Source organism: Natronorubrum halobium (assembly GCF_051351675.1).
Taxonomy (GTDB): domain Archaea; phylum Halobacteriota; class Halobacteria; order Halobacteriales; family Natrialbaceae; genus Natronorubrum.
In genome coordinates this window covers 3,877,641-3,902,514 of record NZ_CP195595.1, presented here as the reverse complement: position 1 = coordinate 3,902,514, position 24,874 = coordinate 3,877,641, and the positions used below count along the sequence as shown (strand labels likewise).

Here is a 24,874-nt window from a genome sequence, read left to right as displayed (position 1 = left end):
GGCGACTGAGAGCTGTGATCGGTCGACTGGATCGACGTCGCGACGCCGACTACAGGTCCATCCCGCCGTTGACGTCGATCACTTCGCCCGTCACGTATGAGGATTCCTCGCTGGCGAGGAAGCGAACGACGGCGGCGATGTCCTCGACTTCCGCCAGTCGCTCGAGCGGGATTCCCGAGATGATCCGCTCCAGGACGTGATCCGGCACGCTCTCGAGCATGTCGGTCGCGGTGAAGCCGGGGGCGACGCAGTTAGCCGTCGACCCGCCTTTAGCGAGTTCGAGGGCGATGGTGCGGGTGAAACCGAACATGCCGCTCTTGGCGGCGGCGTAGTTGGCCTGCCCGAAGTTCCCCTGTTTGCCGACGACGCTCGAGATGTTGATCAGGCGGCCCTCGTCGGCGTTCCAGACGTCGTCGAAGAACTCCTGGGTACAGTTGAACATCCCGCCGAGGTTGACGTCCATGACCCGATCCCACTCCTCGCGGGTCATCTCGGTGAACTGCTCGTCCGCCGTGATGCCGGCGTTGTTGACCAGGACGTCCGCCGGACCGAACGCGTCGTGACAGACTTCGCGCATATGTACGACTTCGTCGCGGTTGGAGACGTCGGCTTGTGCGGTGACGGCGCTCCCGCCGACCGCTTCGATGGCGTCGACCGCCTCGAGCGCCGGTTCCTCCGACGACCGGTAGTTGATCACGACGTTTGCGCCCTCCTCGCCGAGGTACTCCGCGATGCCCCGTCCGATACCGCGCGCCGAGCCCGTGATAACGCAGGTTCGCCCATCCATAGACATGGTTCACCCGTCAACGTCCGGCGATAAATAACGACATGTTGGCTATCAGGACATACTTCGGTGAGAAGAACGGGGAAGACAGATCGACGACCCAGCGTCGTCGCGCGAGCCGTCGGCTACCGCAGCGGCGTTATCGGTTCTGGACCTGCTCGATCCAGTCTTCGATTCGGCTCGGTGAGATGCCGGTTTCGGCGGCTAGCTCCGCGGTATCGGCGTCGGCCAGCTGATCGAAGGTTTCGATGCCGGCTTCGGTCAGATCGTCCGCGTAGGCCCGTCCGACACCGGAGAGATCGGTCAGATCGTCGGTTTCGGCCTCGATCTCGGAGGCGGCGTCCTCGCCGGCGACTTCCTCGACGACGTCTTCGTCGACGGTCATCTCACCCGGCTCCGCGGGTTCGTCCTGGATATCGTCTTCACCGCGTGCGGTGACTTCCTCGTCCGTTCGATCCTCGCCGTGGAGGTCGCTCGTCTCGGCGTCGAGCTCGTCGGTTTCGGCGTCGACGTCGGACTCGTCCGTCTGGGTTCCGATGCCGGTTTCGTCCGTCTCCGCGCCGTCCTCGGACTCGACGGCCGCGCCCCCGTCGGTCAGATCGCTAGGGCCGGTTTCGTCGCCGGTAACGTCCTCGGCGAGTGCCGCGTCCTCTTCCTCGGGTTCCGGCGTTTCGGGTTCGGCCTCGACGTCCGTTCCGTTCGAGCGCGCCTCGAACCACTCGCTGACCTGCGGCCAGAGTTCGTCGTGGCTTCTCGAGGAGACGGACATCCCGATGTGGCCCGTCGCGAACTCGAGGATCTCGGTGTCGTCCGAGCTGATAACGTCGTTGAACGGCTTCGACGCCTCCGGCGGGATGAGGTGGTCGTACTCCGCGACGATCTGGAGGACGGGCATATCGATCTTCGTGAGGTCGACGTGCTCGCCGTTCAGGTAGAGTTCGTTCTCGTAGAGCTTGTTCTCCTGGTAGATGTCGCGGATGAACTCCTCGTAGGCCTTGCCGGCGACGTCGATCCCCTCGTCGAGCCAGCGCTCCATGCGGGCGAAGTTCTCGACGAAGTCCTCGTCCTCCATGTTGTCGTAGAACCGGACGTACTTCGTCATGTTGTTCGCGACGGGATCCATCAGCGCGAAGCCGACGTCGAGGAACCCTGCGGGGACGTTGTCGAACGTGTCGGTCACCGTCTCGGGGTCGTAGTAGTCCTCGGCACCCCAGAGTTCGAGCACGCCGCCGTCGCCCGCAAAGCAGAGACCCGCAGCCATCAGCGCGAGGTTCTCGACCTTCTCGGGGTAGAGCGCGGCGTACATCGCCGACTTCGTGCCGCCCATACAGTAGCCGAGGATGTTGATCGAATCCTGACCGGAGCGCTCGCGGACGACGTCGACGCAGTTGTCGATGTAGCGGTTGACGTAGTCGTCGAGCCCCAGCGTGCGGTCCAGCCGCGAGGGTTCGCCCCAGTCGATCAGGTAGACGTCGAAGCCGGCCTCGAGCAGCGTCTGGACGACCGATCGGTCGGGCTGCAGGTCGAGGATGTACGGCTTGTTGATCAGCGCGTACGTGACGAGGATCGGGATGTCGTGTTGCTCCTCCGTCATCGGCTCGTAGTGGAGGAGTGTGAGCTTGTTCTCCTCGTAGACGACCTCGCTCGGCGTCTGGCCGACCTCGACGTTCTCGAGAGTTTCGGTCCGGTCGGGCGTCACTTTGCTCTTGTCGGCCAGGTCGGCGGTCGCCTCCCAGGCCTGGCGCTGCATGTCCAGGACGGATGTGAACGGGTTCATCATTCCTCCTCGAGGTGATCGAGAACGCGGTCGAGTTTCCGCTCGACGGCGTGCTGACGGCGCTCGAGTTCGACGAGGCGGTCGCCGACCTCGACGACGTCGTCTCTGGTCGCGAAGCCGAGCGTGCTGAGCGTCTCCTGGGAGGCCTCGTCGGCCTGCTGCTGGAGTTCGAGAATGTCGCCGACGGTCTCGCCGGTCATCTTCGCGAAGGCGGTCGTCGACATGACGTCCTTGAACGCCTCGTTGGCCGTGTTGAGCCAGATGTCGCGGAACTCCTCCATGTCGACCTCCTCGCCCTCGATGCTGTCGTTCATCCGGTCGACCATCTGCTGGGAGGCGTTCATCCACGTCTCGTAGGCGCGAGCGTAGCCCTCCACGCCGTCGGAAATCTCGTTCTCTTCGGTGGCCTCGCCGACGGCGTCGGACCAGCTCTCGACGAACTGGGCCTGGGCTTCCATGTTCTCCTCGAGGGCATCCATGAACTGTTCGTTCCACTGTTCGACGACCGCGTTCCAGTTCTGCGCCTGGGGCTGTGAATCTGTCATTGGACTAAAATTGTGGGAGCGGCGCTGAAAAAGCTGCGCCTGATTCTGCGGTTTACGCCGAGACGTCGATCTCTTCGGCGGCTTCTTCGACGTTTTCGGCGGCGGCGACGACGTTCTCTTCGACCTGTTCGTGAGCCTCGAGTGCGGCGTCGAACGAGTTGTCGACGACCTCGGAGTAGCTGGCGGCGAACTCGTCGTAGGCGGCTTCGGATTCGTCGATGGCCTCGACGACGGCCTCGAGCGACTGCTGCTGTGCGTCGGTTGCGGAGTCGAAGCCTTCGTCGACGAGGTCGCGGAGTTCGTCGAACTCGGCGGCCTGCTCGGGCATGGAGGCCTCGAGGGCGTCGAAGTAGGCGTGGACGGCGCCCTTGGTCAGTTCGGCGTTGGATTCGAACAGTGCGCCGGAGCTCTCGACGGCGTCGCCGAAGGCGCCGATCGAGGACTTCTGGGCCTCGAGGGCGTCGTGGGTGAGGTTCTGGGACTGTTCGAGTGCGGTGCGCTGTGCGTCGAAGACGGCGGTGAATGGGTTCTGAGTCATGATTGATCTTCTCGGTTTCGTTTGACGGGAACGACGATCGTCTGGACGATATCTCCCTCTTCGATGTCGAGGGCTTCCCGTTCCGGACCGGGAATGCTGATCCGACCGCCGCTCTGGACGCGAGCCTTGAACGTCGCCGTTCCCATGTTCATCGGGCCGAAACTCGAGCCCGTATCGAACGGGTTCGAGCCGCTGGCCTGCATCATCTTCTTCATCATCTCCTGCTGGGATTCGGCAACCTGCTCGCCTGCCTCCTGCATCTGTTCGGTGAACATCGCAGGCGGGAACCAGAGCGATCGGTCGGAGTCGTCCGTCATCGAGTGTACATATGGGCTCGGACCTGATAAGGGTTTCCACTAGATGCCATCTGATACCATCTGATGGAACGCGACGGATCGGGATGCGTTCTCGCGGCTTCCATCGGCCGCCGGTTCCGCGGCGGCGATTAGACGAACGCGGGCGGGAAAACGCCTAATAATCGTTTACTATCGCTTTAAAGACCGCTCGGCGCAGCCAAAGAAGTCATAACCACCACACACCTACCGGCCGGTAGATGTCCCACGAGAAGACTGCGAAACACAACTTCGCTGCCATGACCGACGCGTGGACGTCGATGGCCCAGACCTTCTTCGAAGGTGCGACCGCTGCCAACCGTGCGGCCATGTCCGCGATGCTGGCACCGAGCGTATCGAACGGGTCCGACGACGAGACCGTCGCCGCCTCGATCCCCTCGATCGATCACTCGAATCTCGACTGGCAGTTCGACCGAACCGTCGACGACCCGGCGCACATCAGCGTCGGCGACACCGTCACCTTCGAGAAGGTCCTGAGCGAGGACGACGTCCGGGCGTTCGCCCACGTCAGCGGCGACACAAACCGACTTCACCTCGACGAGGCGTTCGCCGCCGGCACCCGTTTCGGCGAACGGATCGTCCACGGGACGCTCGTCTCCGGTCTCATCAGCGCCGCGCTGGCTCGACTCCCCGGCCTGACGATCTATCTCTCGCAGGACCTCGAGTTCAGCGGCCCCGTCGGCATCGGCGACCGCGTCTCCGCTCGCGTCGAGATCGTCGAGGACCTCGGCAACAGGCAGTACCGCCTCGAGACGATCATCCGAAACGAGAGCGAGGACGCGACGGTCATCAACGGCGAAGCCGTCGTCCTGATCGACGACCTGCCCGAAGCGTAGTCGACACCGTCACGAATCAGGGTTAGTCGCCGGTCTGGCAGCCCATCGTTTTCAGTCTAGCCCTCCCTCGCCGTTCGAACCCGCGAGTACTGTCGATCGGAGTCAGTGACGACACCGTCCCCCGGAATCGGCGACGGCCGTTCTCCCGATTCGTGTGCAACGTTGCTAAGTAGTTCCTCGCGGAACGGCCTGCTATGACGCTCTTCGGGACTGCAGGGATCCGCGGCCCAGTCGACGAGGTAACGCCAGCGCTCGCGCTCGCGGTCGGACAGGCCGCCGGCGACCCCGACACGACGTTCGTCGTCGGACGAGACGGCCGAGAGACCGGCCCCGCGCTCGCTGCGGCGGTCGAAGCCGGCCTCGAGAGTGCCGGCTCCGACGTGCATCGAATCGGCGAGGTACCGACACCGGCGCTCGCGTTCGCCTCGCGCGGACGCAAAGGCGTGATGCTCACCGCGAGTCACAACCCGCCCCAGGACAACGGAATCAAACTCTTCGCGAACGGCGTCGAATTTGACCGCGACGCCGAACGGACCATCGAGGACCGAGTCGACGGCGACGGCACGCTCGAATCGACCCGGTGGGACGACTGGGGCCGCTCGGCGGAACTCGAGGTCCTCGACGAGTATCGAGACGCCGTCGTCACCTACGTGCGAAACCAGTTCGACACGGCGGACGAGACGTCAGTCGACGACGCACCGACGGGGAACGAGACGCCCCTCGACGGCCTCGATATCGCCGTCGACTGCGGGAACGGAATGGGATCGGTCGCGACGCCGCACGTCCTCGAGCGGCTCGGCGCCGACGTCGTCGCGCTCAACGCGAACGTCGACGGCCACTTCATCGCTCGCGAGAGTAAACCGACGCCGGAGACGCTGTCGGACTTTTCTGCCTTCCTCGAAGCGAGTTCGTTCGACGTCGGACTGGCCCACGACGGCGACGCCGATCGGCTGGTCGTCCTCGGTCCCGACGGCGACGCGATCCACGAGGACACGGTGCTCGCCGTCGTCGCGGCCCACTACACGGCGGCGAGTGACGCCGAGGACCCGGTCGTCGTGACGACGCCCAACGCGTCGGCGCGCATCGACGAACAGGTCCGAAACGCGGGCGGACGCGTCGAGCGAGTTCGTCTCGGTGCGCTCCACGAGGGAATCGCTCGAGAGCGCCGCGCGGCCACGGCGGACGGCGATACGGCGGTCGTCTTCGCCGCGGAGCCGTGGAAGCACATCCACACCGCGTTCGGCGGCTGGATCGACGGCGTCGCGAGCGCCGCCGTCGTCAGCGCCCTCGTCGCGGCGGCCGGCGATACGGAGACGCTCCGCGACCCGGTCACCGAGCGCCCCTACCGAAAGGTCAGCGTCGACTGTCCGGACGACGCCAAAGCCGACGCGATGGCTGCCCTCGAGACCGACCTCTCCGAGGCCTTCCCGGCGGCAGCGGTCGACACGAGCTACGGCGTTCGCCTCGAGTTCGAGGACGCCTCGTGGATCCTCGTTCGTCCGAGCGGGACCGAGCCCTACGTGCGGATCTACGCCGAGAGCGACGGCGTCGACGATCTGGTCGCGGACGCTCGTGACGTCGTCGAGGCCGCGATCGCCGCTTCGCGATAGTCGATCGGGGCCGAGCGGCTCGCGATCGAACCGCGGATTGCTCCTCCTGCCGTGATTTTCGCACTAGTTGTGTTCGCAAGGAATAACAAACGTGGTCTCGCTAGTTCTTTTACTATTACATTCGTCGATTCCGACGAGTATAAACCGGAGGTCTACGCTATTCAGGGCCATGGCGCAGAATCGACGGCGGTTCCTTACTGGTGCAGGTGTCGCAGGACTAACAACGATAGCCGGTTGTGTCGGCGGCTTCGGCGAAGACGCCGATACGGACTTCCAGGTCGGCATGGTGTACGCGAGCGGTGGACTGGGAGACAACTCGTTCAACGACATGGCCCAGCAGGGCGTCCAGGATGCGGAAGACGACTTCAGCGTCAGTTACAGCGAGGCCGAGCCGGGCGACGACAGCGAGTTCGACGGCGCACAGCGCGACTTCGCGGAAGACGGCGACTACGACCTGATCAGCTGCATCGGCTTCGCACAGAAGGACGCACTCGAGGGCAACGCCCCCGAGTATCCCGAACAGAACTTCATCATCATCGACGAAGTCCTCGAGGAGGACAACGTCCGGAGCTACACCTTCGATGAACCGGCGGGATCGTTCCAGGTCGGCCACCTGGCGGGACTGCTGACCGCCGAGGAGTTCTCGGCCGGCGACAGCGAGACCAACCCCGACGCGGACGTCGTCGGCTTCGTCGGCGGCGTTACGTCGCCGCTGATCAGGTCGTTCGAGGCCGGCTTCACGGCCGGCGTCGAGTACGCGAACGACGACGCCGAAGTCGTCACGTCGTACGTCGATGACTTCAACGACACCGGCACCGCACAGGAGATGGCGCTCTCGATGTACCAGGAGGAAGACGCCGATATCATCTTCCACGCGGCAGGTGCGTCCGGCATCGGCGTCTTCCAGGCCGCCGAGGAGGAGGGCCGGTTCGCGATCGGCGTCGACTCCGACCAGTCGCTCGAGGAGGACTACGCGGACGTGGTCATCGCGAGTATGGTCAAGCGCGTCGACGAGGCCGTCTACACCGCCGTCGAGTCCGTCGTCAACGACGAGTTCGAAGGCGGCGAAGTCGAACAACTCGGCCTCGAAGACGACGGTATCGAGGCCGTCTACGGTAACACGCTCGGTGACGAGATCCCCGACGAGATCAAGGAGCAGGTCGACGACTCCAGACAGGAGATCATCGACGGCGAGATCGACGTTCCGGACCACCCTGACGACCTGTAATCGCATATGACCGGTTCGGGAACGGGACCAACTGACGACGGGGGAACGGCAGGGACAGCAATGAGTCGCGATTTCGCCGTCAACCTCGATGGCATCACCAAGCGCTTTCCGGGCGTCGTCGCGAACGACGACGTCGATCTCCGGGTCGAGCGCGGGACCGTCCACGCGCTGCTCGGGGAAAACGGGGCCGGCAAGACGACGCTGATGAACGTCCTCTACGGACTCTACGAGCCGAACGAGGGGCGGGTCGTCGTCGACGGTACCGAACGATCGTTTGACTCGCCGCGGGACGCCATCGACGCCGGGATCGGGATGATCCACCAGCACTTCATGCTGGTCGACACGATGACCGTCGCGGAGAACATCGCGCTCGGTACCGAACCCACGAAGTGGTTCGGACTCGCGATCGATCGCGACCGAATCGACGGCGAGATTCGCGACCTCTGTGATCGCTACGGCTTTGACGTCGATCCGCGCGCGACGGTGGCCGATCTGAGCGTCGGTGCCCAGCAACGCGTCGAGATTCTCAAAGCGCTCTACCGGGGCGCCGACATCCTCATCCTCGACGAACCGACGGCCGTCCTCACCCCGCAGGAGGTCGAGGGCCTCTACGACGTCCTCGATGAACTGACGGAACAGGGGAAGACGATCATCTTCATCACGCACAAACTCGGCGAAGTGACCCACGCCGCGGACGAAGTGACCGTCCTCCGCGACGGCAAGTCCGTCGGCACGGTCGATCCGACTCGCACGGATCGGAACGAACTGGCCGAATACATGGTGGGACGGGAAGTCCTCCTCGAGGCCGAAACCGAGCCGAACGAGACGGGCGAAACGATCCTCTCGATCGACGACCTCGCCGTCGAGGACGACCGCGGCGTCGACGTCGTCTCGGGTATCGATCTCGAGATTCGTGCCGGCGAAATCCTCGGTATCGCGGGCGTCGACGGCAACGGACAAGCCGAACTGGTCGACGCGATCACCGGCCTCCAGCCCCCCGACCAGGGAGCGATCACGCTCGAGGGCGACGACATTACGGCGTGGTCGCGCCGAGACCGAATCGACGCCGGCATGTCGTACATTCCGGAGGACCGCCACGAGCGCGGGCTCGTCATGCCGTTCGATCTCGTCGAAAACGGCGTCCTCGGCAGCCAGCGCGCGCCCGAGTTCGCCGACGGCGGTCGGATCGACTGGAGCAGCGTTCGCGATCACTCCGAGGACGTTATCGACACCTACGACGTTCGGCCGCCGAACCCCGACACCGACGCCGAGTCGCTGTCGGGCGGCAACCAGCAGAAGTTCATCGTCGGCCGCGAGTTCGAGCGCGATCCGCAACTGCTCGTCGCGACCCATCCGACCCGCGGCGTCGACATCGGTTCGACCGAATTCATTCACGAACGACTGCTCGACCTCCGCCGAGCGGGCGTCGCGATCTTGCTCGTCTCGTCGAACCTGGACGAAGTTCGAAGTCTCTCCGATCGACTCGCGGTCATCTACGAAGGCTCCTTTATGGACGTAACGGACCCCGACGACCTCTCCGAAGAGGATCTCGGCTTACTCATGGCAGGCGAACAGCCGGATTCGGCTGTCGGCTCCACTCCGACGCCGACTACCGACGACGCGGCATCGAACACGGACGCCGACACCGGAGGTGACCGATGAGAGGGACGATCGAACGACTCCTCGGCCGACTCATCCGCGCGTCGGCGTTCGAGCGAATCGCGATCAGTTTCGCCGCGCTGTTCGCGTCGATCCTCATCGGCGGCGTCCTCGTCTTCGTCTCCGGCGGCTTCGCCTCCTGTCAGACCGGACTCACCCTCGGCGGCTGGACGTTCTGTTACAACCCGATGCAGGTCTACTACGAACTGTTCCTCGGGGCGCTCGGCCATCCGCTCGAGGGCGGCTGGCACCCGCTGAACTTCGACATGTCGGAGACGCTGCAGCAGACGACGATACTGATCTTCACCGGGCTCTCGGTCGCGGTCGCGTTCCGTGCCGGGCTGTTCAACATCGGAACGCAGGGGCAACTGGTCGTCGGAAGCCTCGCGACGGCAGTGACCGTCCTCTACGCGGCGGTAATCGTCCCCGGCGGACTCGTCGGCATGCTCGTGCTGATTCCGCTCGGCGTGCTCGCGGGTGCGATTACCGGTGGGCTCTTCGGTGCGATTCCGGGCGCGCTCAAGGCCTACGCCGACGCGAACGAAGTCATTACGACCATTATGCTCAACTTCGTCGCCGTCGGGATCACCTCGACGCTGCTGTCCTGGCAGTTCCAGGATCCCGACAGCCCCAACCCGGGGACCCGGCGAGTCCCCGAATACGCCGAGATTCCGAACATCCCCGTCGTCGGCTTCAGCGGGCGGATGAACTTCTCGCTGCTCGCGCTCGGGTTCGCGGTCGCGCTCATGATCGGCATCGCCTGGCTGCTCGCCCGAACCTCCTTCGGCTACGAGTTGCGGACCAGCGGCGTCCAGCCGGACGCGGCCGCCTACGGCGGCGTCGACGAGAAGCGCATGGTCGTCGCGAGCATGACGCTCTCGGGCGCGCTGGGCGGGATCGGCGGCGCCTTCTGGGTGCTCATGGTCCCCGGCCGCTGGCTCGAGAGCGTCCCGGAGTACGGGTTCGACGGCATCGCCGTCTCGATTCTCGCGGGGAACAACCCGATCGGCGTCGGCGCGTCGGCGTTCCTGTTCGGCGTCCTCGACAGCGGATCGCAGTCGATCAACACGGCGACGGACGTACCGCCGGAACTGGTCGGCATCCTGAGCGGGCTGATCATCCTCTTCGTGGCGATGCCGGAGTTCTTCCGGATGATCGGCGCGCAGTTCACCGACATCGGACAGTCCGAACCCGTCCGGGCGGACGGCGGTGACGACGGAGGTGAGACCGATGCGTAATCCGATCGGCACGGCGCACGACCTGTTCGACCGGAATCCGGTCGCGGTGACGCTCGCCGGCGTGGTCGCCCTCGCGCTCTTCCTCTGGGCGACCCCCGGCGGCTGGCAGGCGGCGACGCTTCGCCTCGCCGTTCCGATCGCGCTCGCGGCGATCGGCGGCATCTTCGCCGAGAAGAGCGGCGTCATCAACATCGGTATCGAGGGATTGCTCATCGTCTCGGCGTTCAGCGCGATCGTCGTCACCTTCTGGCTCGGCTCCGGCGAGTCGACGTTCGCGATCTCTCACCACTGGTGGGGCCTGCTCGCGGGCGTGCTCGTGAGCACGCTGTTCGCCCTCCTGTTCGCGATCGTCTGTATCGAGTTCAAGGCCGACCAGATCATCGCGGGACTCGCGCTCTGGCTCATCGCGCTCGGGCTGGCACCCTTCGCCTCGAGAATCGTCTTCGACAGCCCGAACACGGCCGGAGTCGGTCGGTTCGACGCCGTGACGATTCCGGTGCTCTCCGAGATTCCGCTGATCGGCCACCTGCTGTTCGACACGCCGCCGCAGGTCTACATCATGCTCGGTGCGGCCGTCGTCGGCTGGTACGTCCTCAACCGAATGAGCTTCGGTCGCTGGGTCGTCGCCAGCGGCGAGAATCCGAAGGCGCTCGACACGGCCGGCGTCGACGTCCGAAAGGTCCGCTACGCGGCGGTGCTCCTCTCCGGCGTGTTCGCCGGACTCGGCGGGGCCGGCTTCGCGCTCGGCCAACTCCAGACGTTCGCCGGCGGCGGCGAGACCGACATCGGGGGCCGCGGGTTCATCGCCATCGCGACCTACCTGTTCGCGAACTACCACCCCCTCGGCGCGCTGGCCGGTTCGTTCCTCTTCGCCGGCCTCGACGCCCTGCAGATCCGACTGCAGTTGGCCGGCTACGCCGTCCCGACGGATCTCATCCAGACGATCCCCTACGTGACGGTGATCGTCGTGCTCGTCTTCGTCGGCAAAACCCGGCTGCCGGACGCCGCCGGCGATAACTACGAGTCCGGCGAGGACTGATCGCGAGCGCCCCGCGCTCGCGTCGATTCGAATCCGCGTCTCGTTCGATCGGCGTTTCGTCGCGGTCGATGCCTTCTTGCGCGTCCTCGAGCCACTAGTGGCCATGAACGAGTTGCTCGAGGCCGCCCGCGACGTCCAGTCCGCCGCACACGTTCCCTACTCCGAGTACCCCGTCGGTGCCGCCCTCGAGACGGCCGACGGCGAGGTTTTCGTCGGCTGTAACCTCGAGAACGCGAACTACAGCAACAGCCTCCACGCGGAGGAGGTCGCCGTCGCCGAGGCGGTCAAGAACGGCCACCGCGACTTCGCGCGACTCGCCGTCAGTTCCGGCCGCCGGGACGGAGTCACCCCCTGCGGAATGTGTCGCCAGACGCTGTCCGAGTTCTGTGACGGCGACCTCGTGGTGCTGTGTGACGAGGGCGAGGACGAGGAGCCGAGCGAGTACACGCTCGGTGGCCTGCTACCGAACACGATCACCGAGGAGATGCTCGAGTAAGCGTGCCATAGGGGTGTCCTCGCCTCCTCGAGAGGAGACAGTTGCTCTCGAGCGAACGCCCAGGCCGGACAGCCGTCCCTCGAAAACGGTGCCAGTCACCGTTTTTCATGTTCCGTGAGCCGCTCCCGTTCGGTTGCTGAACCCTCATCAGGATCGGCTTCGTCGACCGAGAGCTCACGACCGATCGCACGTTCCAGTTCCGCTTCCGAGAGATCTCCCTCGACGTACTGCTCTCGAAGGTTCGCGACTGCGTCCGTGGATTCCGATTCGTCGCAAGTTTGTGCCAGCAGCGAGTCACCGAACAGCACGAAGAGTGGGACGACCCCGACGAAGACGAGAACGAGACAATGGTTGCCAGCGTGGTGAAACCGAACACCCACAGCAAGGAGATCAACACGAGGAACGGTACCGAGACGAGTAGCAGCAGATCGCCTACGTCCTCGATATGATCGCTCGAACCGAGTCTCGAGGGGGCCATAGCTCCGTACGCGCGTCGACACTGGCAGCGATCATAATTCCCCGGTGTACTCGACTCACCGCACTCCCGGCGATCCGATCAGTCGCCGCTCAGAACTGCCGCTCGAACTCGACCGGATCGGAGACCGTGTAGTACGGCCCGCCGAGTCGACCGACGGTCGGGAGGTCGCGCATATCGAGTTTTCCATCACCCTCGGCGAGCAGTTCGTCGTCGACGTGGATGTGCTGGACGTCGCCGAGAATCATCAGTTTGTCGTGCACCTCGAGCGAATCGTGCAGCGTACACTCCATCGAGACGGCCGCGTTCGCGACCCGCGACGCCGACACCGTTCGGCAGTCGGCGCGCTCGACGTCGGCGAGATCGAACTCGCTCTCCTCGGGCGGGATCGACGCCGAGGTGTGGTCCATCCGCTCGATGTCGGACTCGGTGACGACGTTGACGACGAATTCGCCCGTGTTCAGGGCGTTTCGCGCCGTATCCTTCAGTTCGCTGCGGTCGCCGTTGGGCGTGTTGAACAGCACCGTCGGCTCGCGCAGCGAGACGTAGTTGTAGGAACTGAACGGCGCCAGATTGTCGACGCCTTCGGCGCTTCGCGTACTGATCCAGGCGATCGGTCGCGGGGTGACGACGGTCTTGACGAACCGGGCGATCTCGTCTTCGGACCGCTCGTCGGTGTCGAACTCGTGCATGAAGCGCGGATAGGGGCGCTCACCACATCAGTTCGATGGGTTCCGGCGAGTTGTTCGGGTGCGGTCCTCGAGGTGGCACTCGCGGCGAGTGAGTCGACCAAAACCACTTTGTGAAGTTGGTTTCAACCTCCCATCATGTCATCTCCGAACGAAGCACCGGACCGAAATCAGAACCCGGATCAGCCTTCGGAATTCGACGAGAAGGCCCTCTATACCGCCGTTCGCAAGGCGGTTCGGGACGCCCTGCTCGACGTGATCGGAACGCTGGTCTTGCTCGCCCTCGGCCTGGCGTCTGTCTGGGCGGGCGTACAGAATGCGGCCAGTCAGGGGGCCGACGGGCTCCTCTTCGCAGTGCCGATGATCCTGCTCGGCGTCTACTGTGCGGCCTACGCGCTCGATTTCGTCCCGCGAACGCTCGATCCGCTCTCGAGATGAGTGCGCGACGACGGCGTCATCTCCGCTTCTCGAGCACGTCCCGAAGCACCGTCCGGTGACACCGCTTTTTGTCGGTGTTCTCGTAACAGACCAGCGCCAGCGACTCGCCGTCCGCGAGTCGGGTCTCGAGGCCCTCGAGCGCCGCCTGCGCGTCGGCCGACTCCTCGAGGTGCTCCCGGTACCGCTCCTCGAATCCGACCTCGTCCCACGCGGCGTTGTGCGCGCCCTCCTCGCAGATGCCGCGCATCTTGAGGTCGTCGACGGTCGTCCGGAACGACTCGAGGACGGCGGCGGGTGGGCCGAGTGCAGCCAGATTCTCGTCGACGGCGGCGTGAAACCACGGCGTCGGTTTCCGAACGACGCCGACGAGCGTCGTCTCGGGCGGGAGATCGACGAGGTCGTGTTGTAGCGCGGCGACGTAGGTGTCCGTAAGCGTGCCCTCGATCCCAGTCTCGCCGTCAGTTTCGTCCGTCCCCTCGGATCCGCGTGCCATACCGACGGTACGTCGGCCCTGCAGTTATATACGGCGGCGGTGCGAATCTCAGCGTCTGAATGACCGGTGACAGCGAAGATCCGAACGCCGACGTACAGTACCACCTCGAGGTCGGCTCCGACGACGTCGCGGAGACCGTGCTCCTCCCGGGGAATCCGGAGCGACTCGAGAAGATCGTCGACTTCTGGGACGACCACGAGATGACGGCCCACCACCGCGAGTACCGGACCGCGACGGGGACGACAGAGGGAACGCCGATCTCGGTCACGTCGACGGGCATCGGCAGTCCGTCGGCCGCCATCGCCGTCGAGGAACTGGCTCGCGTCGGCTGTGACACGTTCATCCGCGTCGGCTCCTGCGGCGCGATCCAGGCCGAGATGGACGTCGGCGATCTGGTGATCACGACCGGCGCGGTCCGTCAGGAGGGGACCAGCGACGAGTACGTCCGGGAGGACTACCCCGCCGCGGCCGACCACGAAGTCGTCTGCGCGCTCGTCGCGGCCGCCGAGCGACTCGACTACGACTACCACACGGGCATCACGATGAGCGCGGACTCGTTCTACGCGGGCCAGGGTCGCCCCGGCTTCGACGGGTTCGAGGCTGCCGGGAGCGACGAACTCATCGATCAGTTGAAGGAGGCGAACGTGAAGAACATCGAGATGGAAGCGAGCGCGATCGTGACGATCGCGAACATCTACGGCCTCCGGGCCGGCGCGGTCTGTACCGTCTACGCCAACCGCGAGACCGGCGAGTTCCGGACCGAGGGCGAATCTCGCGCCGCCGAGACGGCGACGCTCGCGACTCACCTGCTCGCGAAGATGGACGCCGTCAAACGCGAAGCCGGCGCTGAACGGTGGCACGCCGGGCTCTCGCTCGAGGACGCGTGACCGAACGAACCCGAAACTAGTCGCCGAACCGCGGACGGCCGGCCTACGCCTGCTCGTTGTCGTGGAGGCGTTTCATCCGACCCTCGAGGTCGACACCGCGTTTCTCGAAGTACGCGATGCGGGCCCGGTAGAAGACGTAGCCCAGAAGCATCCAGCCCGCGAGCACGCCGACCATCAACGGAAGCTGGGTCGACACCAGCACCCAGAGGATCGCCGCGGAGACGACCGCACCGGCGGCGGTGGTCTTGAGCAGCCACGGCGGCAGCTTGTACAGCGAGTACTCGTACCGGTCGGGGAACACCTTCGGCAGGTTCCACAGCGCGACGCCGGCGACGGCGAGACCGAACAGGATCGTGAGCGAAAGCGCCACGGAGAGGGTGACCGTTCCCGGTGAGAAGGGTGCGACGAGCAGCGGCGGGATTCCCAACAGGAGCACCGCCACGTACGGCGAGTCGTAGCGGTCGTGAATGCGGGCGATGGCCCCCGGAATGATGTCGTCACGCCCGGCTCGCATCAGGAGCCTCGAGTACGCGGTGTAGGTCATGTTGATCGACGTGAGCGCCCCCATCGCCGCGGCGATCAGAACGAGCGCCGTCAGCGCCGTCGGGAAGTTCTGCAGGGAGACCTCCGCGACGGCGGCGTCCATACCGCCGAGCACCTCGTAGTTCGTCGTCCCGACGAGGACGACGACGAGCCCGACCAGAAGCGAGAGCGAGATTGCGGCCGACAGCCCGAGCACGCGCGGGATGTTCTTCGCCGGGTTCTCCATCTCCTCGCCGAGTTCGACGACGAGTCGGAAGCCGCGAAGCGGGAAGTACAGCGAGACGACGGCGACGATGGCGGGGCCGGTCCCCTCCGGGAACAGCGGCGTGTAGTTGTTCGTCTCGATCACGAACGCGCCGGGAACGATGAACGCGAGCATCCCGAGGACGATGAACGAGACCATCAGGAACTGGACGATGGCGACCATCTTGATCCCGAGGACGTTCAAGACGATGAACGGGATAAGCAGCCCGTATATCAGGCCGAGATCGGGGATCGACGGAATGGCAGAGATGTTATCGGCGACGAACCCGGCGTACTCGGCGAACCCGAGTCCGATGAACAGCATTCCGGCCCAGACGCCGGGGATCGTGATCCACGGGAGCAAGAACCCCCAGAACGGCCCCACGAGCCGTGACGCGTAGACGTAACTCCCCCCGGCGACGGGTATCGCACTCCCCAACTGTAGCGACATGAGGATCCCGAAGGTCAACGGAATCAGCGCGAGCAACAGCGCGAAGATGATTCCCGGGCCGGCATCGCCCGCCAGCGGCCCGGGAAGTACGAACGCACTCACCCCGATGACGTTTCCGATTATCAGTACCGTCGCTCCGATCAGCCCGACTTTCTGGTCGATTATCCCGTGTTCAGACATTGTATCTATCTCGAGAGATTGTTCGAGACATGTCCGGTAGTCCATAACAGTGTTGCGGATTATCGATTCATACAATAACATTGGTATCAATATTTGCCGCACTCGGTAACCCGTGGCTATCCGTGTGTCTTGGCACTCGTACGAATGCATCGGGTCCGACCCGTGCTCGAATTTCTCGAGCCAGTACCTCGCGGATCGATCGTCCTCACGTCGGTCGCGTAACTGAGTGATCCCGTTTGTCCTCGATATTCCCGGGTTTCGTCGCCTCCCGATCGGTCTCGAGTCGGTCACTCACCTCACAACTCGCTACTCGAGGGCGTGAAACGCCCGCTCGTCGGCGGTTCCGATGGAACCTCTCTACTCACGGCGCGCTTTGCGCGCCGTTCGTTCGAGGTGCCGGAGGCACCTCGCTACTCGCGGGTCGCTTTGCTCCCCGCTCGTTAGCGGTCCCGAAGGGACCGCCCTACTCCCGAATCCGAACGATCCCATCCTCGAACACCTTCCGGTTGGGGACGATGTACTCCTCGGAGTCGTCCTCGATCTTCGTCACGAAGAGGTCGACTTCCTGGACGATCCCCGTCTGCTCGCCGATCCGAACCTGATCACCGATCCCGTAGGGCTGGTTGAGCAACAGATAGATCCCCGCCGCACTCGAGATGAGAAAATCCTTGAAGGCGACGGTGCCGACGAGAACGATTCCGATGGCGTACACCGTCAACAGGATCAAGAGCGCGACCACGTGAACCCCGATCTGACCCAGCGCGATGATGAAGGTCACGTACAGGACGGTGTACTTGACCAGTTTGGGGAGCACCGACACCTCCGGAAGCTTGACGCCCCGGAGGTACTCGCCGACGACCAGTTCCGCCTTGTCCGCGATGATGAAGCCGATGATGAGCACGAGAACGGCGATGAACACCTGCGGGATGAACTCCGTCACTCGCAGCCAGAACGCGTCCGTATCCAGCAACTGCGCGATGTGAATCGCCGTGAGCACGGCGATTCCGTAGATAAACCACGAACTCAATCGCGCGACGATCCCGACCGTGGAGGTACCGATCGACTGGGCAGTCCGCTCGAACGGCGTCCCCTCGACCGTCTCGGGCACACCGGACGCCGTCAGCAGCTCCTCGTTGAGCCGCCCGACCAGATAGCCGACGACGATTCCGAGCGCCAGCACTGCCGCGGCTATCACGGCCGGTTCGTCGATGAGGATCTGCCAGTCCATATCAGTACGCCTCCGGATCGACCTCCAGAATGAGCTCGCCGGCCTTGAACGCCCGTACGAGCCCGTCGCTTTCGGAGAGGACGATCGTTATCGAGTTGGTATCCCGCGTGATCGCCCCGCCCGCCATGTGGCGGGCACCGAGTCCCTTCGGAATGTCGACCCCTTCGGCGGACGGCTCGAGGTAGCGGTACGCGGAGACGATCTTCCCCGCATCGGAGATGACGAACGCCCCGTCGAGCCGCGAGAACTCCTTCAACATCACGTTCACGATCGGATCGCCGACGTGGACGTGTGACTTCTCGAACGGATTGTACGACAGCGGCCGCGACTTGTTCATCACCTTGCCCGCGTCGCCGACGACGAACAGCGCACCGACCGGTTTCCCCTTCTGCCCTTTCTTCCCGAGTTCGATCGCCAGCTCGAGGACGGCCTTGACGACCTCCGGCTCCGCGCGGGACTTGACGAAGAGATCGTAGATTCCCGTGTGGGCTTCGGCATCCGCACGGACGCGCGAGATGGTGTCGATGCTGTCGCTAAAGGTGTTCGTCGCACACAACAGTTCGTCACCGCCGTCGATCAAATCCTGCTCCAGGGCGCCCTCGATCCCGAATTTGATCCGCTCTCTGATGTCGTCGAACGCCAGCGGGAGTTCGACGAACGTCTCCGCACCGACGGCGTTCTCCGTTCCGATGACGATGAGATCGAGGTCCTCGATATCCGCAAAGCGCTCGTAGTACGAGCCACTCGGTGAAAAGAGAACGACTGCGTCGACATTCGCATGAAGATCCCCGAAGACGTCGTCTAACCCATCCATTGATCGTATAAGTTGCGTCCGCGTGAATAAGCGTTGTGGACCGTCTGACGTGTGTCTGTCGTCTGGCATCCGAGTACGTCGCGTGATCGGTCGCTCCTGTCCCTGTCGTCGGACTCGGCGCCGTCCGGTAGATGGTGTCGATGCGACCGGTCAGACTCGACCACTTCTCACGTGGCGTCTCCGTCATCCCGTCTCGATACTGATCAGCGGCTGCTCCGTCCGTGTTTCGTCGTTGTACGTCCCGCCTCGGCGGTCTCTCGCCATCGTTGTGGCCTCGAGACTGTGTTCGGAGCAGGCGTTGCTCGAGTGAGGTCAGGTCGAAACTGATCGGGACCGGATTCGAACCTCGCCGAGACGGTCGCCCTCACTTTGTTCGGGCGCTTCGTTCGAGAGAGCCTCGCTCTCTCGTGATGACGAAACGCCTTCGGCGTTTCGAACCACGACTCGTCTTGTTTGAACCGGTCGACGACTGCCGTCGCTCGCGGTTTTGCTCGCGACACCAATGCGCGGGATCGGATTCGAACCGCGAGGACTTCGCTTCGCTCGTCCTCTGGGCCGCGAATCCGGTCCTGCTCCCTCACTCGTTTTCTCACTTCGTTCGAAAACTCGCTCAGTGCGCGGGACCGGATTCGAACCGGCGGACCCCTACGGGACAGCGTCCTAAGCGCTGCGCCGTTGGCCTGGCTTGGCTACCCGCGCTCACACTCAGCTATCCACGAACCCAGTAAGAACCTGTCGATACGAACTACGATTGTGTGACTGGCTCCTCGGGCGACCAGTCCGGCGGCACGATGAACGTCACGTGCTCCGAATCCCGAAGCTGGTGTAGCTCCGCCGCTTGTTCGGCCAGCGATCGATTCCGGTACGGCATTTCCAGGCCGCAACCGGTGCAGACGAGCTTGCAGGTTGGCTCTTTCATAGACGAGACGCAGCCGCGGATCGTGCCCGGACGACGAGCGTCTATCGGAACTCCGGGACAGTGACGGTTTAGTAGTTGTATCCTAGTGGAACTAACAGTGAACGGCCAGTTTTCCTACTCGTTCGTAGCTGAACGTTGTCCGGGATAGCGTCCCATTGGCCCATCGTTTCTTCGAGTACACGGATCGAGAACCGAAGAAATACTCCTTCTCTGACACCCCGATTCCGTAGCTTTATCCACGATGCGACGATATCCCGTCGTATGCACAGCGCTCGAGATCGTATCGAATACGAACAGTGGCTCGAGGAACTCGAGTGCGTCGCGGAGCGACTGGAGCTCTCGACCGATGCGCGGTCGTGTGCGGTGGACCTCTTTCTGGCCGACGTTCCCGAGGAAGACCGGTCGAAACGGGCAGTGCTGGCGGCGAGCGTCTACGCCGGCTCGCTCGTCGCGGGCGACGGTCGAACCCAGGGCACCGTCGCCGATGCCGCAGACGTCTCGCGACTCTCGATTCAATCCCGCTGGAAGGAGTTACTCGAGGCGGCGGGCCTCGAGCCACCACAGTGGTAGGTCGACCGAACCGACTGTTTCGACCGACTGTTTCGACCGTTTCAGTGAGACAGTTTCACACTGGGCCACTGTAAGTAGACGATACGCAGCCGAAACCGAGCGCAACAGCGGTGAACGGCTACGTACACTGTACGCGATGAGACGGCCGTGTCGAGTTACTCGAGGCCGTCAGTCTCGCTCTCCGCGTCCTCGAGAACGTTCCCGTGTTCGTCGATCTCGCCCATGACGATTCGCGTACTCGAGATGATATCGCCGTCGTCGGCACGGAGGTGCGGCACGACGACGACCTCGAGCGGGTCGTGACCGCGATCCCGACGGATCTCGTTGATCCGTTCGCCGCCGTCTTTGGTCTCGGGTGAGACGACTAGATAGTCGAACTGCGGTTCCGTCGCGATACCGGTCGGCCCCTCGAGGCAGCGAATCTCGAACTCGCGGTCGTGTTCGGCCGCGATCGACTCGAGTTCGTCCTCGAGCGCCTCCTTTCGCTCGTCGAACGATCTGACGCGTCGCTCGACGTGTCGTGTCTTCGGTGCGAGTTCGTCGCTCGTCAGTCCAACAGTCACGTCCCCGAGTTCGAACGCCCGTTCGAACAGCCGACGATGGCCATCGTGGACGGGGTCGAACGTCCCACCAAGCGCGACGTCCATACTCCACCTCACTCGAGCGGTGCGTATAAAACGGTCGAATCGGGGAACGAGTCGACGCAACACGACGGATCGGAAGGACGTTCTTTCGACGATCGTCGAAACTCCCCTTCGCATTGTTTTTAGTAGTCGCCTGCAGTGTCCCCGGTATGGGATTAGACGAGGATTCACTGGAGTACCACCGAACCGATCCCCCCGGAAAGATCGAAATCTCGACCACGAAACCGACGAACACGCAGCGCGACCTCTCGCTCGCGTACTCGCCGGGCGTGGCCGCGCCGTGTCTGGAGATCGACGAGGACGAGACCGACGCCTACACCTACACGGCGAAGGGCAACCTCGTCGGCGTCGTCTCGAACGGCTCCGCCGTCCTCGGCCTCGGCGACATCGGCGCGCAGGCGTCGAAACCCGTCATGGAGGGGAAGGGCGTCCTGTTCAAGCGCTTCGCCGATATCGACGTCTTCGACATCGAACTCGACGAGGAGGATCCCGATAAGATCGTCGAAGCCGTCAAGATGATGGAACCGACGTTCGGCGGCGTCAATCTCGAGGACATCAAAGCCCCCGAGTGTTTCACCGTCGAGGAACGCCTGCGCGAGGAGATCGACATTCCGGTCTTCCACGACGATCAGCACGGCACCGCCATCATCTCCGGTGCGGCACTGCTCAACGCCGCTGACATCGCCGGAAAGAACCTCGAGGATCTCGAGATCGTCTTCTCGGGTGCCGGCGCGAGCGCCATCGCGACGGCCCGCTTCTACGTCTCGCTGGGCTGTAAGAAGGAGAACATCACCATGTGTGACTCCTCGGGGATCATCACCCGGGAACGCGCCGAACGCGGCGACGTCAACAAGTACAAGCGGCAGTTCGCTCGCGACGTCCCCGAAGGCGACCTCGCGGACGCGATGGCCGGCGCGGACGTCTTCGTCGGCCTCTCGATCGGCGGCATCGTCTCCCAGGAGATGGTGCAGTCGATGGGCGACAATCCGATCGTCTTCGCGATGGCCAACCCCGACCCCGAAATCGGCTACGATGAGGCCAAGGAGGCCCGCGACGACACCGTCATCATGGCGACCGGCCGCTCGGACTACCCGAATCAGGTCAACAACGTACTCGGCTTCCCCTTTATCTTCCGCGGGGCACTCGACGTGCGTGCGACCGAGATCAACGAGGAGATGAAGGTCGCCTGCGCCGAGGCGCTCTCCGAACTCGCCCGGCAGGACGTTCCCGACGCGGTCGTCAAGGCCTACGGCGACGAGCCGATCCAGTACGGGCCGAACTACATCATCCCGAAGCCGGTCGACCCCCGGGTGCTCTTCCGCGTGGCACCGTCGATCGCCGAGGCCGCGATGGAGTCCGGTGCCGCCCGAACCGAGATCGATCTCGACGAGTACGAGGAGGAACTCGAGGCCCGCCTCGGCAAATCGCGCGAGATGATGCGCGTCGTGCTCAACAAGGCCAAGAGCGACCCCAAGACGGTCGCGCTGGCGGAGGGCGAGAACGAGAAGATGATCCGGGCGGCCTACCAGATCCAGGAGCAGGGGATCGCCCTGCCGATCCTCATCGGCGACGAGAGCGAGATCCGCCAGACGTCGGCGAACCTCGGCCTGGACTTCGATCCGCAGGTCGCGGATCCGTCGGTCGGCGACTACGAGGCGTACGCCGATCGGCTTCACGAACTCCGCGCGCGAAAGGGAATCACGCGCAGCGAGGCGGGCGAACTCATCGAACGCGACTCGAACTACTTCGGCAGCGTGATGGTCGAACAGGGCGACGCCGACGCGATGCTCACCGGCCTCTCCCATCATTACCCCTCCGCTCTGCGGCCGCCGCTGCAGGTCATCGGCACCGCCGACGACGTCGACTACGCCGCGGGCGTTTACCTGCTGGCGTTCAAGAACCGCGTCATCTTCGTGGCCGACGCGACGGTCAACCAGGCCCCCGACGAGGAGGTCCTCGCGGAGGTCACCAAACAGACCGGCAAACTCGCCCGTCGGTTCAACATCGATCCGCGCGCGGCACTCCTGTCGTACTCGAACTTCGGCAGCGTCGACAACGAGGGCACCCGCAAGCCGCGCAACGCTGCGGCGATGCTCCAGGACGACCCCGAGGTCGACTTCCCCGTCGACGGCGAGATGCAGGCCGACACCGCCGTCGTCGAGGACATCCTCGAGGGTACCTACGGCTTCTCCGAACTCGAGGACCCCGCGAACGTGCTGGTCTTCCCGAACCTCGAGTCGGGGAACATCGGCTACAAACTCCTCCAGCGACTGGGCGGTGCCGCCGCGATCGGTCCGATGCTGGTCGGGATGGACAAGCCGGTCCACGTCCTCCAGCGAGGCGACGAGGTCAAGGATATCGTGAACCTGGCCGGCGTGGCGGTCGTGGACGCGCAGCAAGAGTAGTCCCGCGAGCGAAGCGCAGTTCGGAGGCCGAATGCCGAGAACCGCGGAAACGGAGCGGCAAAGCCGCAGAGTGCGAAGCGAGCGGCTTCCTCGTGAACGCGGTGAACGGGGGCTCGAAAGAGCAGCGCTCTTCCGGCGTTTTTGGTGGGGGTTTTTGCGCGAGTGGCGAGCAAACGGCGTGAACGAACCCGAGCGGAAAAAGGTCCAAGCGACATCGTGATCCTGGCCGGTGTGGCGGTCGTGGACGCCCAGCAGGAGTAGGGACGGAACCGTTCATTTACCGCGTTCGAACCGGACTCGAGGAGCGGCCAACCGCCGCGTTTTAGCTATCGCGGGTGCTGATTGTCAGTAGATCCCGAATGAGACGTCCGAACAACTCCCCCGCGCCGGGGGCCGATCGAGACCGTGGCCCCGGTATCTCCCGACGACGATTGCTCGGTGTGAGCGGAGCGGCCGCGGCGACGGGACTCGCCGGTTGTGCCGACCTCCCGACCACGCTGGGCGACCGCATCGACGGCTCCGACGACGTGTCGCTATTCCAGGGCGGACTGCGTCGACTCGGCTACTACCCGGACGAGAGCGTTCCGGACTCGGTGGCCGTCAACTGGGCGTTCCCGCTCAATTACGTCTGGCACACGGCGGCCAAGTCCAGCCCCGTTCCGACGCCCGACGGGGAAACGATCCTGTTCGCCGGCGATACCGGCTGGGTCTACGCGTACGCGCCGACGGGCGAACTGCGCTGGTCGACGCGGACGGGCGCGACGGAACTCGGCTTCCACGGTTCGGCGGCCGTCGTCGGCGACACCGCCTACATCGGCGGTTACGACGGCGACCTCTACGCGCTCGACGTCGAGAGCGGTGAGATCGTCTGGCGAACCCGAAGCGACGAACTCGACGGCGCCCTCGCGATCGGCTCGAGTCCCGCCTACCACGACGGGTCGCTCTACGTCGTCTCCGAGTTCGGCTCGCCCTCCACCGGCACGATCTGGGAGATCGATCCGGACACCGGCGACCCGCTCTGGAGCGACGACCGCATGTGGGGCCAGCCCCACCCGTCGCCGACGATCGACCTCGAGGCGGGCCGAATGCTCGCCGGCTCGAACGACGGCGTCGTCTACTGCTGGGAGTTCCCCTCGCTCGAGTTCGCCTGGGAGTTTCAGGCCGAAGCGGACGGCGAGGAACGGGCGGACGGTGCCTTCCGCGAGGGTGCCCAGATCAAGGGAACGGTCGCGGCCCACGACGGCTACGGCTACGTCGGCAGCTGGGACGACAATTTCTACTGCCTCGACCTCGAGGACGGCGCGCTGGAGTGGGCGTTCGAGACGGGCCGATCGATCATGTCGAATCCGGCCGTCGACGTCGACGAGGACGTCGTCTACATGGGCAGCGACGACGAGTACGTCTACGCCCTCGACGCGAAATCCGGCGAGGAACTGTGGTCGACGGACGTCAACGGCCGCGTGATCGGTGCGCTGACGGTCACCGCCGAGACGGTACTCGCCGGTTCGTACGATTCGCACCTCTACGCGCTCGACAAGGAGACCGGCGACCGAAACTGGCGGGTCGAGAACCGGGGTCGCGTCACCAGCGCGGCGGTACCCGTCGACGGCCGGATCTACTACGCCGAACGGGCCGTGGTCTCGACCGACGACGGGGGCGAGGAGACGACCGAGGTCCCGGGTCACGCGTACTGTCTGGTCGGCGACGAGTGAACCCGAACCGGACGAGCGAGACCGAGTGAGGCAGCGCACTGATGAATGTGTGCGGGTGAGGACGGCTCGAGAGGACGACA

24 protein-coding genes and 1 tRNA gene are annotated in these 24,874 nt (G+C 64.4%); 12 read left to right on the top strand and 13 right to left on the bottom strand.

All coding sequences use genetic code 11. The features are described 5' to 3' along the window. Positions 1–49 precede the first annotated feature (49 nt). From ACSFC7_RS19410 to ACSFC7_RS19390, 5 genes are all read right to left on the bottom strand, one after another. Positions 50–793, bottom strand: coding sequence for a beta-ketoacyl-ACP reductase (locus ACSFC7_RS19410; RefSeq protein ID WP_436344454.1), 744 nt, complete (start codon positions 791–793; stop codon positions 50–52). Positions 794–923: 130 nt separating this feature from the next. Then, positions 924–2,564, bottom strand: a complete 1,641-nt coding sequence (phaC, locus tag ACSFC7_RS19405; RefSeq protein WP_436344453.1) for a class III poly(R)-hydroxyalkanoic acid synthase subunit PhaC — start codon at positions 2,562–2,564, stop codon at positions 924–926. Further along, positions 2,561–3,106 (bottom strand): poly(R)-hydroxyalkanoic acid synthase subunit PhaE, encoded by a 546-nt coding sequence (locus tag ACSFC7_RS19400; RefSeq protein ID WP_436344452.1) that lies wholly within the window; start codon positions 3,104–3,106, stop codon positions 2,561–2,563. Before ACSFC7_RS19400 ends, phaC begins: the two co-directional genes overlap by 4 nt. 52 nt (positions 3,107–3,158) lie before the next feature. Further along, on the bottom strand, positions 3,159–3,644 hold the full coding sequence (locus ACSFC7_RS19395) for a hypothetical protein (RefSeq protein ID WP_436344451.1): 486 nt from the start codon (positions 3,642–3,644) through the stop codon (positions 3,159–3,161). Continuing rightward, complete coding sequence (locus ACSFC7_RS19390; RefSeq protein ID WP_090303481.1) at positions 3,641–3,961, bottom strand: AbrB/MazE/SpoVT family DNA-binding domain-containing protein; 321 nt, start codon at positions 3,959–3,961, stop codon at positions 3,641–3,643. Before ACSFC7_RS19390 ends, ACSFC7_RS19395 begins: the two co-directional genes overlap by 4 nt. A 236-nt stretch (positions 3,962–4,197) precedes the next feature. On the opposite strand from ACSFC7_RS19390, the gene ACSFC7_RS19385 reads away from it, so the two are divergent. The 7 genes from ACSFC7_RS19385 to cdd all read left to right on the top strand — a co-directional run bounded on the left by ACSFC7_RS19385 (position 4,198) and on the right by cdd (position 12,103). Then, entirely contained in the window at positions 4,198–4,833 is a 636-nt protein-coding gene (locus tag ACSFC7_RS19385; protein WP_436344450.1) for a MaoC family dehydratase, read from the top strand. A 194-nt stretch (positions 4,834–5,027) separates the two neighbouring features. Continuing rightward, on the top strand, positions 5,028–6,443 hold the full coding sequence (locus ACSFC7_RS19380; RefSeq protein ID WP_436344449.1) for a phosphomannomutase: 1,416 nt from the start codon (positions 5,028–5,030) through the stop codon (positions 6,441–6,443). 169 nt (positions 6,444–6,612) lie between these two features. Further along, a complete protein-coding gene (locus ACSFC7_RS19375; RefSeq protein ID WP_436344448.1) occupies positions 6,613–7,671 on the top strand; it encodes a BMP family lipoprotein in 1,059 nt (352 codons plus the stop codon). 6 nt (positions 7,672–7,677) lie between these two features. Next, the gene (locus tag ACSFC7_RS19370; protein WP_436344447.1) at positions 7,678–9,333 is read left to right on the top strand and encodes an ABC transporter ATP-binding protein; all 1,656 of its coding nucleotides are present in this window, start codon (positions 7,678–7,680) and stop codon (positions 9,331–9,333) included. Continuing rightward, positions 9,330–10,568, top strand: coding sequence for an ABC transporter permease (locus tag ACSFC7_RS19365; protein WP_436344446.1), 1,239 nt, complete (start codon positions 9,330–9,332; stop codon positions 10,566–10,568). The genes ACSFC7_RS19370 and ACSFC7_RS19365 overlap by 4 nt, the downstream gene beginning before the upstream one ends. Beyond that, positions 10,561–11,607, top strand: a complete 1,047-nt coding sequence (locus ACSFC7_RS19360; protein ID WP_436344445.1) for an ABC transporter permease — start codon at positions 10,561–10,563, stop codon at positions 11,605–11,607. The genes ACSFC7_RS19365 and ACSFC7_RS19360 overlap by 8 nt, the downstream gene beginning before the upstream one ends. A gap of 103 nt (positions 11,608–11,710) precedes the next feature. Beyond that, on the top strand, positions 11,711–12,103 hold the full coding sequence (gene cdd, locus ACSFC7_RS19355) for a cytidine deaminase (RefSeq protein ID WP_436344444.1): 393 nt from the start codon (positions 11,711–11,713) through the stop codon (positions 12,101–12,103). Between the two features lie 95 nt (positions 12,104–12,198). Here the strand turns inward: cdd and ACSFC7_RS19350 are convergent, their stop codons facing one another. After that, positions 12,199–12,483 (bottom strand): hypothetical protein, encoded by a 285-nt coding sequence (locus tag ACSFC7_RS19350; protein ID WP_436344443.1) that lies wholly within the window; start codon positions 12,481–12,483, stop codon positions 12,199–12,201. Positions 12,484–12,670: 187 nt separating this feature from the next. Further along, positions 12,671–13,270, bottom strand: coding sequence for a flavin reductase family protein (locus tag ACSFC7_RS19345; protein WP_436344442.1), 600 nt, complete (start codon positions 13,268–13,270; stop codon positions 12,671–12,673). A gap of 135 nt (positions 13,271–13,405) precedes the next feature. On the opposite strand from ACSFC7_RS19345, the gene ACSFC7_RS19340 reads away from it, so the two are divergent. Then, positions 13,406–13,705 carry a hypothetical protein gene (locus tag ACSFC7_RS19340; protein WP_436344441.1) on the top strand — a complete coding sequence of 100 codons (300 nt, stop codon included), beginning with the start codon at positions 13,406–13,408 and terminating at the stop codon, positions 13,703–13,705. 16 nt (positions 13,706–13,721) lie between these two features. Here the strand turns inward: ACSFC7_RS19340 and ACSFC7_RS19335 are convergent, their stop codons facing one another. Continuing rightward, positions 13,722–14,198: a DUF488 domain-containing protein gene (locus ACSFC7_RS19335; RefSeq protein ID WP_436344440.1), complete on the bottom strand. Its 477-nt coding sequence runs from the start codon at positions 14,196–14,198 to the stop codon at positions 13,722–13,724. Between the two features lie 59 nt (positions 14,199–14,257). Here ACSFC7_RS19335 and ACSFC7_RS19330 point away from each other — a divergent pair, with 59 nt between their 5' ends. Then, entirely contained in the window at positions 14,258–15,085 is an 828-nt protein-coding gene (locus tag ACSFC7_RS19330) for a nucleoside phosphorylase (protein WP_436344439.1), read from the top strand. A 43-nt stretch (positions 15,086–15,128) separates the two neighbouring features. On the opposite strand, the gene ACSFC7_RS19325 is transcribed toward ACSFC7_RS19330, so the two are convergent. The 4 genes from ACSFC7_RS19325 to ACSFC7_RS19310 all read right to left on the bottom strand — a co-directional run bounded on the left by ACSFC7_RS19325 (position 15,129) and on the right by ACSFC7_RS19310 (position 19,243). Then, positions 15,129–16,502, bottom strand: a complete 1,374-nt coding sequence (locus ACSFC7_RS19325; protein ID WP_436344438.1) for an APC family permease — start codon at positions 16,500–16,502, stop codon at positions 15,129–15,131. A gap of 463 nt (positions 16,503–16,965) precedes the next feature. Then, entirely contained in the window at positions 16,966–17,730 is a 765-nt protein-coding gene (locus tag ACSFC7_RS19320; protein ID WP_436344437.1) for a mechanosensitive ion channel family protein, read from the bottom strand. A 1-nt stretch (position 17,731) separates the two neighbouring features. Continuing rightward, positions 17,732–18,544: a diadenylate cyclase DacZ gene (gene dacZ, locus ACSFC7_RS19315; RefSeq protein WP_436344436.1), complete on the bottom strand. Its 813-nt coding sequence runs from the start codon at positions 18,542–18,544 to the stop codon at positions 17,732–17,734. A gap of 614 nt (positions 18,545–19,158) precedes the next feature. Then, positions 19,159–19,243, bottom strand: a tRNA-Leu gene (locus ACSFC7_RS19310). A 481-nt stretch (positions 19,244–19,724) separates the two neighbouring features. On the opposite strand from ACSFC7_RS19310, the gene ACSFC7_RS19305 reads away from it, so the two are divergent. Further along, a complete protein-coding gene (locus tag ACSFC7_RS19305) occupies positions 19,725–20,033 on the top strand; it encodes a transcription initiation factor IIB family protein (protein WP_436344435.1) in 309 nt (102 codons plus the stop codon). A gap of 155 nt (positions 20,034–20,188) precedes the next feature. Here ACSFC7_RS19305 and ACSFC7_RS19300 read toward each other — a convergent pair whose 3' ends face one another. Beyond that, positions 20,189–20,680 carry a phosphopantetheine adenylyltransferase gene (locus ACSFC7_RS19300; RefSeq protein ID WP_436344434.1) on the bottom strand — a complete coding sequence of 164 codons (492 nt, stop codon included), beginning with the start codon at positions 20,678–20,680 and terminating at the stop codon, positions 20,189–20,191. 146 nt (positions 20,681–20,826) lie between these two features. Between ACSFC7_RS19300 and ACSFC7_RS19295 the strand changes: the two genes are divergently transcribed. Further along, positions 20,827–23,082: an NADP-dependent malic enzyme gene (locus ACSFC7_RS19295; RefSeq protein WP_436344433.1), complete on the top strand. Its 2,256-nt coding sequence runs from the start codon at positions 20,827–20,829 to the stop codon at positions 23,080–23,082. A 359-nt stretch (positions 23,083–23,441) separates the two neighbouring features. After that, entirely contained in the window at positions 23,442–24,794 is a 1,353-nt protein-coding gene (locus ACSFC7_RS19290) for an outer membrane protein assembly factor BamB family protein (protein WP_436344432.1), read from the top strand. Positions 24,795–24,874 lie beyond the last annotated feature (80 nt).